The 14,042-nt window shown below is 69.4% G+C and carries 12 protein-coding genes; 2 read left to right on the forward strand and 10 right to left on the reverse strand.

Annotated features, from left to right (window positions below):
• Positions 1-58 precede the first annotated feature (58 nt).
• From VKA29_RS16255 to VKA29_RS16265, 3 genes are all read right to left on the reverse strand, one after another.
• Positions 59-802: an A24 family peptidase gene (locus tag VKA29_RS16255; RefSeq protein ID WP_324786340.1), complete on the reverse strand. Its 744-nt coding sequence runs from the start codon at positions 800-802 to the stop codon at positions 59-61.
• Positions 799-3,741, reverse strand: a complete 2,943-nt coding sequence (locus VKA29_RS16260; protein ID WP_324786342.1) for a BTAD domain-containing putative transcriptional regulator — start codon at positions 3,739-3,741, stop codon at positions 799-801. The genes VKA29_RS16255 and VKA29_RS16260 overlap by 4 nt, the downstream gene beginning before the upstream one ends.
• Positions 3,742-3,831: 90 nt before the next feature.
• Positions 3,832-4,239, reverse strand: coding sequence for an ATP-binding protein (locus tag VKA29_RS16265; RefSeq protein WP_324786343.1), 408 nt, complete (start codon positions 4,237-4,239; stop codon positions 3,832-3,834).
• A gap of 208 nt (positions 4,240-4,447) precedes the next feature.
• On the opposite strand from VKA29_RS16265, the gene VKA29_RS16270 reads away from it, so the two are divergent.
• On the forward strand, positions 4,448-5,299 hold the full coding sequence (locus tag VKA29_RS16270; protein WP_324786344.1) for a helix-turn-helix transcriptional regulator: 852 nt from the start codon (positions 4,448-4,450) through the stop codon (positions 5,297-5,299).
• Positions 5,300-5,307: 8 nt separating this feature from the next.
• Positions 5,308-5,526, forward strand: a complete 219-nt coding sequence (locus VKA29_RS16275; protein WP_324786517.1) for a DUF397 domain-containing protein — start codon at positions 5,308-5,310, stop codon at positions 5,524-5,526.
• A gap of 307 nt (positions 5,527-5,833) precedes the next feature.
• Here VKA29_RS16275 and VKA29_RS16280 read toward each other — a convergent pair whose 3' ends face one another.
• From VKA29_RS16280 to VKA29_RS16310, 7 genes are all read right to left on the reverse strand, one after another.
• A complete protein-coding gene (locus tag VKA29_RS16280) occupies positions 5,834-6,442 on the reverse strand; it encodes a hypothetical protein (RefSeq protein WP_324786346.1) in 609 nt (202 codons plus the stop codon).
• A gap of 334 nt (positions 6,443-6,776) precedes the next feature.
• Positions 6,777-7,127: a hypothetical protein gene (locus VKA29_RS16285; protein ID WP_324786347.1), complete on the reverse strand. Its 351-nt coding sequence runs from the start codon at positions 7,125-7,127 to the stop codon at positions 6,777-6,779.
• A gap of 152 nt (positions 7,128-7,279) precedes the next feature.
• Positions 7,280-7,612: a hypothetical protein gene (locus VKA29_RS16290; protein ID WP_324786349.1), complete on the reverse strand. Its 333-nt coding sequence runs from the start codon at positions 7,610-7,612 to the stop codon at positions 7,280-7,282.
• 42 nt (positions 7,613-7,654) lie between these two features.
• Positions 7,655-8,296 (reverse strand): hypothetical protein, encoded by a 642-nt coding sequence (locus VKA29_RS16295; protein ID WP_324786350.1) that lies wholly within the window; start codon positions 8,294-8,296, stop codon positions 7,655-7,657.
• Between the two features lie 31 nt (positions 8,297-8,327).
• Entirely contained in the window at positions 8,328-12,860 is a 4,533-nt protein-coding gene (locus VKA29_RS16300; RefSeq protein WP_324786351.1) for a DUF6531 domain-containing protein, read from the reverse strand.
• Between the two features lie 145 nt (positions 12,861-13,005).
• Positions 13,006-13,602, reverse strand: coding sequence for a hypothetical protein (locus VKA29_RS16305; protein ID WP_324786352.1), 597 nt, complete (start codon positions 13,600-13,602; stop codon positions 13,006-13,008).
• Positions 13,603-13,625: 23 nt separating this feature from the next.
• Complete coding sequence (locus VKA29_RS16310) at positions 13,626-14,039, reverse strand: hypothetical protein (RefSeq protein WP_324786354.1); 414 nt, start codon at positions 14,037-14,039, stop codon at positions 13,626-13,628.
• Positions 14,040-14,042 lie beyond the last annotated feature (3 nt).

Raw genomic sequence — 14,042 nt, forward strand, 5'->3', positions numbered from 1 at the left:
TCGTCAAGGGTGTGGACAGACCGGACCAGCCTACGTCAGCGGTGTCAGACGGCCGACGTCAGGCCGCGTAGGCCCCGACCAGCAGGCCCAGGAAGGCGCCCGTGATCAGGAACGGGCCGAACGGGATCGCCGTCTTGCGCCCGGCCCGCCGCAGGGCCACCAGCGCGCCGCCGTACACGGCCCCCAGCAGGAAGGCGGCGAACGTGCCGAGCATCAGCGTCGGCCAGCCGTACCAGCCGAGGGCCGCGCCCAGGCCGACCGCCAGCTTCACGTCGCCGAAGCCCATGCCGCCGGGATTGATGAGGAACAGCACGAAGAACGCGCCGCCGAGCGCCAGGGCGCCGTACAGCGCGGTGAGCCAGTCGCCGGCGTGCTCCGGCACGAGCGCGGCGGCGCCGAGCAGGGCGAGCGCGGCGCCCGCGAGCGGGAGGGTGAGCGGGTCGGGCAGCCGCTGCACCCGCACGTCGACCACCGCCAGCAGCACCGCGACGGGTGCGAGCAGCAGCCAGACGGCGAGTTCGGGCCGGGTGCCGGTGGCGGCGGCGAGCACGGCGCAGACGAGAGCGGTGACGGCGACCGGGGTACCGGAGCCGTAGCGCGCCTCCGTCCGCTCACACGCCCCGCACCGGGCCGGTCCGGCCCACCCGCCGACCGGATGCCCGCCCGGGCACTCCGCCCGCCACGGCTCCCCCGCCGGCACCGAGAACCGGTACGCGGCCCGGGGCAGCAGCGCCCCCGCCGCCGCACCCCACAGCGCGGCGACGGCGACCAGCGCGGCCGTGCTCGACCCGGCCGTGGTCATCCCACCGCGGCGGTGCCGGTGCGCCACGACGGCAGCAGTTCGTCGAGCAGCGCCTCGGTGCGCGGCGGCAGGCCCCGCGCACCGCTGCGGCCCACCAGGTCGGCGGCGACGGCACGCAGCTTGTCCGCGTCGCCGGTGGCGTGGGTGGCGCGCAGCAGCTCGTGCCACAGCCGCTCGTCACCCGGTGCGGAGTTCAGGGCCGCGTCGAGCGCCTCGATGGCCCGCTCCGCGCGGTCCTTCTCCAGGTGGAACGCGGACAGCGCGAGCCCGATGTCCGCAACCAGGAGCGGGAGTTGGGCGTCGACGATCTCGTGCGTGAGCCAGCGGTAGCGGCCCTCGGGCCGGTCGGCGAGCAGCGGTCCGCGTACCAGCACCAGCGCGTCGGTGAGCAGCCGGCCGCGCACCACCCGGCTGTCGACGCCCTTGCCCTGCGTGGCCTCGTGGTACAGCGAGCGGAGCACGTCCAGGTCCGAGACGACCGACTTGGCGAGCGTGAGCCGCCCGGTCGCGTCGGTGCGCAGCCGGGGGCTGCCGTCCGGGTCGGTCCCGAGCCAGGCGCCCAGCCGCTCCAGCAGCGCGTCCCGCACGTCCGGGGTGACCCCGCGCGGCCACAGCGCGGACGACAGCACGCGCGGGTGCACGCCCTCGCGGTGCAGCAGCAGCAGCGCGAGCGCCTCGTGCAGCAGGGCGCTGCGTTCGCCGTCCGGGGTGTCGAGGCCGATGATCTCGTACGGCCCGACCAGTCGCGCGTACACCGCGGGCCGTCCCTGCTCGCTGATGTCGACGAGGAACGGTGGGCTGGTGGTGGGCCCGTCGGGGTCGTGCTCGGGGTCCGCTTCGACGAACAGCTCGACGACGGCGCGCTGTTGGGCCACCGGCAGGAGCTGCGCCTCCAGTTCGAGGCCGAGCAGCGGCGCGAGCAGCTTGCCCTCGCGGGTGATCTCCATCTCCCAGGCGGCGCCGGGCAGCTCGCCGGTCTCGGTGCCGACGAGGTAGCCGATGCCCAAGCGGCTCGCGTCGGCGGCGAGTTCGGCGAGCTTGACGGCGTCCTCGGCGGACGGCTGGGCGGCGAGCAGGACCAGGTGCGGGGCCCAACGGGTGTGCTGGGCGGGCCCGGTGCGGCCGGTCAGTACCGAGTCGTGCCCGGCCGCGCCGAGCGCGCCGCGCCGCTGCCGCGTCTCGGCCTCCATGGTCTCCATGAGGGCGTCGACGCCGTCGAGGTGACGCAGCCGGTTGGGCGCGAGCGGGGTGAGGTCCTCGCCGAACCCGACGAGGGTGATCGTCATGCGGTCGGACCAGCCGTTGGTGGCGAGTTCGGCGGCGACGGACGCGAAGACGGCGGCCCGGTCGGCCTCGCGCCCGCTGAGGGAGACGATGCCTGGCACGGACTCCAGGTTGAGCAGCAGCCGCGAGTCGTCCATGGTGCCGAGGCTGACCAGACCGGGGTACGGGGCGGCGGTCTCGGCGTCCTCGTACCGCTCGGCGTCGGCGCGGGCCAGCATCCAGAACGTCTGGTCCTGCCCGAGCTGCCAGGGCGCGGGCGGCTTCCCGGCGGGCTGGGCGAGCTGGAGGTGGAGATCGCCGCCCGTCAGCCAGGCCGCGTAGACGGTGGGCAACGGCCTTGATTCTGAGGCGAGTTGAGCGGCGAGCCCGCGCAGCGACCGGTCGAGGAGCCGTACGGCCTCGGGGTCGGCGCCGACCAGGAGAGCGTCCTGGGCGTCGGCGGCGTCACCGGTGGGCGTGGGCGGCTCCATGCCGCGCCGGCCACCGGCCGAGCCGAGCGCCGACTGCCACAGCGCCTGCCGGCGCCGGCGTCCGAGGGCGCCGAGGAGACCGGCGGCGAGGAGCGGGGCGGTGAGCAGGGCTTCGGGAAGCCCGAAGGAGTGGCCGGTCTGCCGGCCGGTCTCCTGGCCGGCGGCCGGGCCGGCGTGCTCGCGGTGCTGCGGCGCGTCGGGGGCGGGCCGCTGCGCGGGCACGGACACCTGCCCGCCGTGCTGTCCGGCGGGCTCGGCGTGATCCCCGCTCTTGGCGTAGTCGTGGATCTGCTGCTGCGCTTCCGGCGACACGTCGGCGCCCGGGTCGGGCATCTCGACGAGTTCGCCGCCGCGCGCGTCGCCGGGCATCTCCATGATCCAGCCGGGCCGGATCAGGCTGGCCTCGGACAGCTTGGAGCCGTCGGGCTGCACGCGGTCCTTGTTGAGCTCGTAGATCTCCTTGTACCGCCGCCCGTCGCCCAGGTGGCGCTGGGCGATCTCCCAGAGCGAGTCGTGGTGGCGCCCTTCCGGCGGCTGGATCCGGTAGTACTTCGTGTCGCCGTGCTGCCGGGCGCCGCTGCCGCCGTCGGCGTGCGAGGCCTGCTCGGCGAGCGCGGCGGCGGTGTCGGCGGCCTGCTCCTGCTGCTGCGCGAACAGTCCCGGGGTCGCCTGGGCGGCGGCGACGGCGGGCTTGTGGCCGCCCTCCAGGCCGTGCCCGAGCTGCGAGAGCCCCGGCGTGAGACTGGCGGCGGTGGCGCCGACGAGCAGCAGCGCGGCGACGAGCTGGCGGGCGAGCAGCTGGCTGGGGCCCGCGCCGGGCACCCGCCCGGGGACGCCGATGCCGGACAGCGCCGCCTTGACCTCCACCAGCACGCAGGCGGTGAACTGCGCCCAGGCCAGCCACACCACGACCGTCAGGATGTGCAGGAACGTCGAGACGGTGATCTCCCGCTGGAGCCACTCCAGCTTCGGCGCCCCGTGCGGCAACGGCCACCCCACGAACACGGCCAGCGCGCCCGGCACCCCGACGACCAGGACGACCAACGCGACGAAGGCGAGGAACGCCTTGACGAAGTCCCCGAAGCTGCGCCGCCGCACGCGCACGGGTTGCGGAGTGCGGTTCCTCGGGACCGTCGGACTGCTCGTCGAGCTGCCCGTCGAACTTGATGTGCGGCGTCGCGGCATGGCGGGTGTCCTGGGTCTGGTGTGGAGGGAGTTGGCGGCGGGGTGGGGTGTACTGAGCCTACCGAGATCTTATGAACTTCGAACGGGGACCTACGCCGCGACGAGGTCGCACCACACGTACTTCCCACGATTCCCGTCCCTGGCGAGCGGCTGCCACCCCCACAGGTCGGAACAGGCCCGGACCAGGGCAAGCCCGCGCCCCTCCTCCGCCTCGGTGTGCGGCTCCAACAACCCTGGTTGCTGCGGCGGTTCGGGACTGGTGTCCCACGCCCCGATCCGCAGCACACCGGCCGACCAGCGCACCCGCAGCGCCGCGGGCCCCTTGGTGTGGCGTACGGAGTTGGAGACCAGCTCCGTCGCGAGCAGCTCCGCGGTGTCGACCAGCCGGATGAGGCCGTGCATGGTCAGGATCAGGCGGAGGGTTCGGCGGCAGACGGTGACGGCGCGGGGGTCGTTCGGGATGTAGAGGGAGTACTCCCACGGCTCGTTTTCAGGCATGACGGAACTCCTGCGAGAGAAAGGGATGTCGGCGAACCTCGCCACGGCACGACGGAGCGGTGCGCTTCCGGCGCCCCGGAGTTTCGCAGCGTGTGCGGCGCGTCACCGACAGTAGGGCCACAATTTGGGACCCCGCAAGTCGCTGCCGTAGTCTTCCACCCCAACGAGGTGCCGCATCAGCGAAGTCAGGGCCGCCGGGAAGGAAACCATGGCGCGCAGGAAAGAACCCACAGCCCGCCAGCAACGTCTGGGCACTGAGCTGCGGAAACTGCGAGAGGCTGCCGGCCTCAAGGGGCGCGAGGCCGCCGCGTTGCTCGGTACGGATTCGGCGCAGGTGAGCCAGATCGAATTCGGCACGGCAGGAGTGAGCGAGGAACGCGTACGACGGCTCGCCGCCCACTACGCCTGTTCCGACGCCGACTTGATCGAGGCACTGGCAGCGATGGCCTCCGATCGCGCCACCGGCTGGTGGGAGGAGTACCGGGGGCACCTGCCTACGTCGTTCCTGGACCTGTCCGAGCTGGAGCACCACGCGGCCTACCGATGGGACGTGGACTTCCTGCACATCCCTGGCCTTCTCCAGACCGAGGACTACGCACGGGCGCTCTTCTCCTACATGAACCCGGACTTCCCCGAGACCGAGTTGGAGCGCCGGGTGGAGCACCGCATGAGGCGGAAGGTCATCATCGAGAGCCCCAGCGCCACGCCGTACAGGACGGTGATCCACGAAGCGGCACTGCGCATCATGGTCGGCAACCGCGCTGCCGCACGGGCTCAGCTCGCCCGCGTCCTGGAGCTTTCCGAGGCGGACCACATCACCGTGCGCGTCGTCCCCTTCGGCCTGACCGGCTTCGCCGGAGCCGGAAGCGCCATGGTGTACGCGGGCGGTCCGGTCCCCCAACTCGACACCGTGGTACGCGACGGTCCCCACGGAACCGTGTTCGTCGACGCGGAGGCACAACTCGCCCGCTTTCGAACGCTCTTCCGTAAAGTGGAGGCAGTGTCACTGGAGCCCGGGCGCTCACGTGACTTCATCGAGCGGCTGGCGAAGGAGCTGTGAGGCACACCATGGCCACCCCCGACATCTGGCGGAAGTCGTCCTACTCCGGCGGCGGCGAGGGCAACGCCTGCCTGGAGATAGCGAACCGCCGCACCCACATAGCCATACGCGACTCGAAGGACCCGGCCAAGGGGATCCTCTCCCTGCCTTCCGCTTCCTTCACCGCGTTCGTCGACGCCCTGAAGGAAGGCGTCCTCCGGGACACCGTCATTCACGTCCCGCGCTGAGGCGGACCGGCCGTCCCGGACGACTCCACGAAGTCGTCCACGACGGCCCTGAAGAACCGCGTGCGCGGTGGCGGACCGACCGCGCACTCGCGCCAGGGCGACCTGGCGCGACATCGCGGTCTGCGCCCTGCGACTGAACGGCGCGAAGAACATCGCCTCCGGCCGTCGCCGTCATGCGCGTGACGCCCGCCGGCCCCTCACGCTCCTCGGCCTCGCCCGATCACGAAGTGGACGTCGGACTGCCTCACGAGGTCATCGAGGAATTTCTCGGCGTTCCCTCGGACCAGGATCGAGAGGCAACGCCGCCTCAGATGGTCGGGGTGTCGTCGACAACCGGCCGGTGAATCTCGACGACCGGCTTCCACCCCGCGGAGAACTCGATGAAGTCCGCACGGGTGGGGTAGGTGTCGATCGCGCGACGGTCACGCTTGGGACTGTCGCCCGCCTTGCGCCCCCGGGGAATCTGCTCCTCGAAGATGTCGACCTTCACGTCGGGAACTTCCTTGAGGCTCTGGCGCCAGATCTGCACGATGTCGGCGCCGAACGCCTGCCGAGCCGCAGCGTAAAGGGCCGAGAGGGCCCCCTTGTCCCCACCAGGGACGAAAAGCGCCAGGTCCAGCACGACACCGGCGGACTGGAGTACCTCGATGGTCACCGAGCCACCCTCGTCAGCCACGTAGATGCCGGCTTCATTCTCGTCGTCGGGAAGGCAGGAGACCTCTTCCTGGAATACGGTCCTCGCCGTGATCGAGCCGCCCTCGAAATACTCACCGGACTTGGTCAGAAAAGCAGGGACATAACAGTCGGGAAGTTTGAGTTCTGCCGTGTCGGCGGAAACGAAGATCCTGTCCTTCACGTCGAGCTTCGTCACCTCTTCCAGCGAGAGGCGGCGAGCGGCGATCTTCTCCGTGTTCACGATTTCCCTTTCAGGTTGTACTGTCCCTCCGGACGAGGACGCTACCACGAAACCCTGAGGTCAACTGCCCGGTAATCTGCGGGTAGATGGCCTCCGGTGACGTGCACGGGGAGATACCGAGGCGAGTGCTGGCGGTTGCATTTCGACTCGCTGGGCAGCACGCAGGAACTAAAAGAGAATTTACGGTAAATATCGCCCATATCCCCTTCAGGGAGGTGGCGGCCGCTTGGAAGGCGGCGTCCAGGCGGGCCAGGAAACGGTCGGCCACCGAATACACGGGAGCCGTTATCGTCTCGCGTATGTGAGGTGCGACCCGCGCCGGCCGTCACCGCGCTCAGTCGTCCCAAGGGGCATGTAAGGGGCGGCGTTTCCACCACTCGCCGAGTTCCGGTTCGGGCTTGTCGGTCGCCGGGCGGACCCAGGGGCTCAGTGTGCGCTCCGGGTCAGGGACGGTGACCGCGCGGAACCGGGCGTCCAGGCGCGCCAGGAGTTGCCCCAGAACACCGTCTCGGGCTTCCGCCGACATGGCACGCATCAGCTCCTCCAACCCGTCACGGGAGTCCAGGTCGTTGCCGTAGGCGCTGATGGGGTAGAAGTCGTCGCTCGACCAGTCCAGTTCCGTCCTGCGCACCAGACGCTCCCAGGACGCGAAACGGTCGGCCACCGAATACACGGAAGCCGTCATCTTCTCGCGTATGTGAGGTGCGACCCGGGCCCTCTCGACCTCCAGCCGTTCCGCATCGCACCTTGCGATCGCGTCGAGTACCGGCCGTGTCAGCTCACCCCACGCCGCTCCGGTTTCCGGAGCGGCCCTGAACACGTCGTACCACATTCCCCTCACCGTCTCAGCGTCCAGGTCGGCGAGTCCCTCGGCGGGGCGGGGCGGACCCCGAGGGTGGAGGTGTCGATTCCCTCGCCGTCGTCCTGGTCGCCGGACGGCAAGCGGCCAAGGTCGTCCGGGTAGTAGTACAGGCCGTAGGCCCAGTACTCCGGGAACTCGTGGCACATGAGGTCGGGGTAGGCCGAGATCTCGGCGTCCTGGTACCGCTCGTTCATCCTCGCCACGGCTTCCGCGTACGTGATGCCGAACCTGGACGTCATCCCGTTCGCGATGGCACGGAAGTACTCCAGCATGCCTTCGTCCAGGCTCATGAGGAATTCTGCGGTCATGATGTCGGCGGTCCTACTGGTGGATCAACGGGACAACGACAGTCAGACTGCCATGAGCAATCTCTCCAACTCCCGGTCGTACGCCCTGAAGCCCGCCTTTCCCGTCTCCGGAGCCTTGCCCCTGGGATCGAGAATGCCCGGCAGGTGAGCCACTCGCCACATGCGGAAAACCGTCGCCGGGGAAGGCCCTCCTGCCGCATCCACCAGGTCGCATACGAGCCCAAGCGCTTCGGTGATCAGCGCCGCTCCCTGCCGCACGTCCGTCCCGGCCGCGACGGCGGCCGTGACCACAGCCTGCAAGAAATGGGCCGACTGCAGGTCCGCGGCCATGCGGCACATACGGCGCACGGTCTCGGGCCTCTCCAGGTCCTCAATACTCGACGGAACGGCCTCCAGGCCGGCCGACCAGAGCAGCAGCGAGGGCGCCGTCACCTGGTGCTCGCGCAGGTAGCCCAGTTCATCGGCGATCGCCATGACGGGCGGCGAGAAATCCCCGACGGCACGCACCATGCCCAGCAGCCGGTCGACCTCTTCCCGCCGACCCTCGACCAGAGCGCCAACCGAGGCCGCACCGACGCTCCAGGTGCCCGTCGCCGCCACGGCTCCGACCTCCACGATTCCCCCGAGCGGGCCGAAGACCTCCCGCGCGAGCACGCCCTCCGGAACAGGGACGACTTTTCCCACCATTACTCCATACCTCGCATCTCGGATCTCATCAGAATTGACCCATCATGTGTGCAATTATCGCATCTCGTTGCGACAGGACGCGCGGCGACCCCGCGTTCAGAATTTCCACTCCCTCTTGGGTGTTCACAAAATATTCGGGCTGCCTTCCGGCCGGCCCGCTGTGTTCCCGCCATACGGACTCGGCGAACGATCTCGGAACTTCCGTCCGCACCACGACCCCTTCAGGACCGGCATATTGTGTGGCGGCTCGATTGAAATCGTCCGTCAGGTAGACGCCCGCGTCGGGGGTGTATTCCCGCTGCAGGTCGTTGGAATTTCTCAGAGAGAAATCATTACCGCTCCAGTTGCGCGAGCCGTGGTAGAGGACCACCGTATCCTCATCACACGACATCAGACCGAATGGATCGATCTGGCGCAATGGATCGATGACATATCCGTAGGGATCGGGAGCGGGTGTCAGACCAAGCGGGTCGAGCGAGGTATAGCGCGCCGTCTCCGGGTCGTAGTGACGGTGGAAGTTGTAGTTCAGACCGGTTTCGGGATCGTGGTACTGCCCGGGGAAACGCAGGGGCGTGTATGCCGGGCTCTGCTTCGGCCAGGTGGTGACGCCCCACAACGTGCGCCGCGCACGCCAGTTCACGACGCCCTGCGGGTCGACGAGTTCGGTGGGGGCTCCCACCATGTCGGTGACGACCGCGAAGAACCGGGAGTCGATCTCCTCCTGCGTCGCGGAGTCCGTCAGCCGTTCGCTCTGGGTGATCGGCCGCAGTCCGTCATATTCCCAGGTGAGCGTGACCGGATGCGGCAGCCCGGAGTCGGCCGTCGTCTGCTCGGCGAGCACCGGGCCGTCCCAGGTGAATTCGGTTCGCCCCGCCACTGTCCGGCCGTCCTCGGCCAGGCGCTCCTTGGCGATGCGGCGCCCGAGCGGGTCGTAAACATAGCGCCACACGGTCCCGTCGGGCGTGATCACGCTGGTCAGCCGGTCCTCTGCGTCCCACGAGTACCGCCACACGTCGGGCTTGCGGGACAACCGGGTCTTCCGGCGCTCGACGATCCGCCCGGCCGGATCGTAGGTGTAGCGCACCCCACCAGCCCTCTGCAGGCGGGTGCCCGTGTAGGACCGGTCTCCTGCGGCCTCGGCCGGTCCCTGGTGCCCCGACCACGACGCGGACGTGACGTGTCCCGCCGCGTCATAGGCGTAGGTCTCCGTCCGGCCCGCGCCCTGGAGCGACGTGATACGACCGGCCGGTGAGACGTCAATGTCGGTGCGGCCGTCCAGGGCGTCCGTGAAAACCGCAAGGCTACGGCCCGGCCCGTAGTCGTAGGTCCGGCTCCGGACCTGTCCCTCCGCCACCGTCCAGTGCTGCTCTGTTGGCCGACCGGCGACATCCCATGCCTGGACGAAGCGCAGGGAGTCGTCGATCAGCCGCCCGATCTCCTGTCCAGCCGCGTCATGGGTGAAGTCGATGACGTGGTCGGAGGTGTCCAGCCGGGCGGTCCTTCCCACGGCGTCGTAGGCGTACCGGGCTCGTACCCCGGACGGGGTGACCCGCGTGACGCGCTGACCCCTGGGATCGTAGGCCGAGGTCAGGGTGCGCCCGTTGATCCACTCAGTGACCGTCCGTCCCGCGCGGTCGCGCTCCAGCAGGAGATCGCAGCCGGGGCCCGACGCATGAATCAGCCTGCCGAGCCTGTCGTAGACGTAGGACGTGGTGTCGTCCCCGACCGTCTTCCCGACGATCCGGCCCATGGCGTCGTAGCGGTAACCGACGGCCTGGCCGGCCGGGTTCACCCGCCTCTCGATGCGGCCGGCCGCGTCCCGCTCGTACGCCGTCCGTTGGCCGTCGAAGTCCGTCTCCGCGATGAGACGGCCGGCGCGGTCGTAGGTGTACTGCCACGTGAGGCCCAGCGGGTCGGTCACCTCGGTGAGGCGCAGTGAGTTGTCGTACGCGAACTCGTACCGAGCGCCTTCGGAGTCCGTCTGCGCCGTCAGCAGATCGAAGGGGCCGTACTCGAACTCCGTACGGGCGCCATCCGGTCCCGTGTGGGCCGTGCAGTTGCCCTCCGCGTCGTACGCCCAGGTGTCGCACGACTCGTCGGGCCGACGCGCGCGCGTCATATCACCGTCGACCGTCCACCAGAACCTGGTGGTCCGCCCCAGTGGATCGGTGATGCTGCTGAGGCGGCCGAAGGCGTCGTACGTGCGGCTCGAGCGGTCCCCCAAGGCACTGACGGTCTCCGTCCTGAGCCCGGCGGGGTTGCACCGCACGTGTGTGGTGGCGCCAAGGGGGTCGGTGACCGCCGCCAGATGTCCGCGCTCGTCGTAGGCCAGCCGAGTGAGCGCTCCGTCGGGAGCCGTAGTGGAGGTCCGGTTGCCGCGGCTGTCGTAGGCGTGCTCCCAGACGGCTCCGTCCGGCTGGATGACGCGAGTCGGCAGGTGAAGCGTCTCGTACTCCACCGTGACGACCCCGCCGTCGGGCCTACAGGCGCTTGTCGGCCTGCCGACGGCGTCGTACGCGTAGCGGGTGGTGTTGCCGAGCGCGTCCGTGCGGGACAGGAGGTGGTGGTGTGCGTCGTACTCGGTCCGGGTGACACTGCCCAGCGGGTCGACCTCGGCGATGACCTGGCTGTTGTCGTTGATCACGAACCGGGTCGTCTCACCGGCGGCCGTGGTGTGGGTGGTGAGGCGGCAGCCGGGCCAGGCAACATCGATCCCGTCGTATGTGAACGTTCCTGTGACGTGCCCGGACTCGCCACCCTGGGCCAGGCACCGGTCCTGGTCGTCGTAGGTGTACTCATAGCGCCGTCGGTTCCGGTCGGTCCACGAGGTGACGCGCAGGCGGTGGTCGTAAGTGAAGGTGAGGGCGCGGCCAGAGGAGTTGACGACCTCGGTGAGGTTGCCGTCGGTGTAGCCGTAACGCCTGATCGCGACGTCCGATCCCTCTCCGGCGGCGTCCACCAGATCCAGACCGACCACTCGGCCGCCGTAGACGCTCAGTCCGAGGCGGTAGCCGCCGGAGTGCCGGATGGCCTGCGGGATGCCGGACTCGTCGTAGTCGAAGGTGAGGGAGTTGCCGTTCCGGTCGGTGACGGCTGCGATGGGTGCCGTGCCGTCACCGCACGGCGTGAAGTGCCGCGTCAGGCCAGTGAGCGGATCGTCAATCCGGTAAGTGCCGTCGTCCATACGGACAAGGGGCATGCGGGGGCCGGCTTCGGGCAGCCACGGGTCCCGGGCCGCCCCCGGATCACGATAGGCGAGCAGCATCCCGTCCTCTGTGACGAAGACGATCTCGTGTTCGCCGATCTCCAGCCGCTGGTCGAGGGTGGAGGCCCAGCCGGCGCCGAACCACCAGCCACAGCGGTAGCCCGATGCGACCCGGCGGGTGAAGGTGAGGGGCAGAGCTCCGGGAAGGGAGACATCGGTCTCCGCCAGGAACATCTCCCCGGTCGCCACGTCGACCGGGTCACCACATCCCTTGATCTTGCTCCTGAGCCGGTTGTACCCGCCTTTGGCACCGTCCTCGATGGCGGTCCGGCCGTTCTTGACCAGGCCGCGTACGGCGTTGGCCATCCCCTTCATGCGCGTTGCCTTGAGCGCCTTCGCTCCCTTGGCGAGCTTCCCGAGCGAGGTGATCCCCTTGCCGCCGGGTATGCAGTCCAGCGCCGCGAACGCCACGTCCCACAGGGATGCCCTGCCCTGTGAGTATTTGTAGAGGGTGTCGGCGAGCACCACCAGCGCCGCGATCAGCACGATCGCGCCCAGGATCGGGCCGCCGATGATCATCGCGATGATGCCGACCACCGCCACGACGACCTTGCAGACCGTGACGATGGTGTCCCAGTTGTCCTCGAACCAGTCGCCGACCTCCTCCCACCACGACCGGTTCTGGATGCCCGCGTCGGAGGCCTCGTCGATCTTCTGTTTGGCCTGGCGCGCCGCCTCCTCGCGCATCTTGCGGGCGTCCTCGGCCATCCTCTTCGCGGCGGAGAGGGCGTCCTGCGCGTCGGAGACGTCCGACTGGGCCTTCGTGTGGGCGGACTTGGCGTGCTGCACGTCCCGCGTGGCGGCGCGGACCTTCGACTCGTCCGGCTTGTCGGCGTCCGATTTGCTGCCGGTCGGGTCGTCCTTGTACTTGTCGGCCTCCTTGGTGGCCCGGGTGACCCAGGAGTCGGCGGAGGCCAGCCGCGACTGCGCCGACGACAGGTTGTCCCGGGCCTCCCGCGCCTTCGCCAGCGCCTTGTCCGCCAGCGCCTGCGCCCGCTCCAGCTTCGGCCAGTACGCCGCCAGCGCGTCACCGCACAGCTCGTACGACTTCTTCAGCTTCTTGAGGTTCTTCGGGACGCCGGAGAACTCCTCCTTGAACACCTTGGCGGACTTCCCGGCCCACTGCAGGGCAGCGTCCTCCTCCGCCATCCCCTTCACGACCCGCAACGCCTCGGACACGTCGTCCGCGAAGTCGTGAAGCGTTTGGGCCAGCGTCCGTACGCGGTCGGGGTCGCCCGGCGTCGGGTCCTTGTCCAGGTCCAGGACATGCCAGTCGCGCGGCCGGTGCCCCGCCATTCTGCAACCCCCGTCACATGTGCACCATCAACATCCCTATGCACACGTGAACTTACACGGCACGCCAGACCGACAAGAAGAAGATCAGACCGAGCCCGAGAGTCCGGACACCGTCCAGCCTCCGGTTCCTGTCGAACGCGGCGAGTCACATGCCCCAGGGATCGGGGTGCGGCTTCGCCGCCGGGTCCTGGGACCAGATCAGGCGTATCTCCACCTGCTCCCCCATCAGTTCCACGATCCGGTCGGCCGCCCAGCCGTTCCACTGGACGGCTCCCGGGAACTGCGGCAGGCGGAAGGCCGGCAGGTGTACGGGCAGCGCTTCCGGGCGGAACGAGGCCTTCTTGACCTCCCCGTCCAGCCTCTTCGGTTTGGACGACCGGCGCAGATCCAGGCAGTCGACCACCTTGTCCACCACGAAGAGGACGTACTCGTCGTCCTCCTCGCCTTCGATGTCGACGGGCACCAGGCTGCCGGCAACCGACAGTTCCTCCCCGAAACGTGCGGCAAGGCGACGGCTGAGCACAGGGCCGCCCGGATAGCCGGACGGGAAGTCGCTCTTGGGCCGACGCCGATCGCCCATCCATTCGGCGCGCAGCCGGGTGGGCCGGTCCGCCTCGTCTCCGCCACACTGCCGGCGCATGAGCCGACGGGAGTCGAAACTGTCGAACTGCAGGGCTCGGTAGTCACTCAAGCTCGGCAGCAATCGGTACACCGAGGCGCCCTTCCCGGGTTCGTCAGCCATCGCGTCACCGTCCGTGTCCCGGCTCACGGCAGTCCGCTTCGAGAATCCGGCTCGTCCCCTTCAGCACTCGCCGCACAGACGCGATGTCCGCTCAGCGACCGAGCAATGAGGAGTAACTCCCCCTGCAGATCAACCAAGGCCGTCATATCGGCGTCATCGGTCATCCTCACGCGCAACCAGCCGTAGTCCATGCCGACGGCAACCAAAAACGAACGGTCGTCAGACAGCACGTCGCCACGGCGCGCATGGTTCCTCCATGCTTCGTCGACACGCCGAGCGGCGTCGGCCGCACGCCGTGGAATGCGCTCGACGGGCTCGGCATCGATATGGACGATCCTGCGGAACGCTTCCGTGACCGATGGCCCGCCACTTCCGGTGAACCAGCCGACCACGTCCAGGCCGACACCGCGGAACCGCGATTCGATGTTCGCTTCCATCAT

Source organism: Streptomyces sp. H51 (assembly GCF_035656535.1).
GTDB lineage: Bacteria > Actinomycetota > Actinomycetes > Streptomycetales > Streptomycetaceae > Streptomyces.

Coding starts and splice junctions, on each gene's coding strand:
- VKA29_RS16255 (WP_324786340.1), bottom strand. CDS start 802: ATGACCACGGCCGGGTCGAGCACGGCCGCGCTGGTCGCCGTCGCCGCG.
- VKA29_RS16260 (WP_324786342.1), bottom strand. CDS start 3,741: ATGCCGCGACGCCGCACATCAAGTTCGACGGGCAGCTCGACGAGCAGT.
- VKA29_RS16265 (WP_324786343.1), bottom strand. CDS start 4,239: ATGCCTGAAAACGAGCCGTGGGAGTACTCCCTCTACATCCCGAACGAC.
- VKA29_RS16270 (WP_324786344.1), top strand. CDS start 4,448: ATGGCGCGCAGGAAAGAACCCACAGCCCGCCAGCAACGTCTGGGCACT.
- VKA29_RS16275 (WP_324786517.1), top strand. CDS start 5,308: ATGGCCACCCCCGACATCTGGCGGAAGTCGTCCTACTCCGGCGGCGGC.
- VKA29_RS16285 (WP_324786347.1), bottom strand. CDS start 7,127: ATGACGGCTTCCGTGTATTCGGTGGCCGACCGTTTCGCGTCCTGGGAG.
- VKA29_RS16290 (WP_324786349.1), bottom strand. CDS start 7,612: ATGACCGCAGAATTCCTCATGAGCCTGGACGAAGGCATGCTGGAGTAC.
- VKA29_RS16300 (WP_324786351.1), bottom strand. CDS start 12,860: ATGGCGGGGCACCGGCCGCGCGACTGGCATGTCCTGGACCTGGACAAG.
- VKA29_RS16305 (WP_324786352.1), bottom strand. CDS start 13,602: ATGGCTGACGAACCCGGGAAGGGCGCCTCGGTGTACCGATTGCTGCCG.
- VKA29_RS16310 (WP_324786354.1), bottom strand. CDS start 14,039: ATGGAAGCGAACATCGAATCGCGGTTCCGCGGTGTCGGCCTGGACGTG.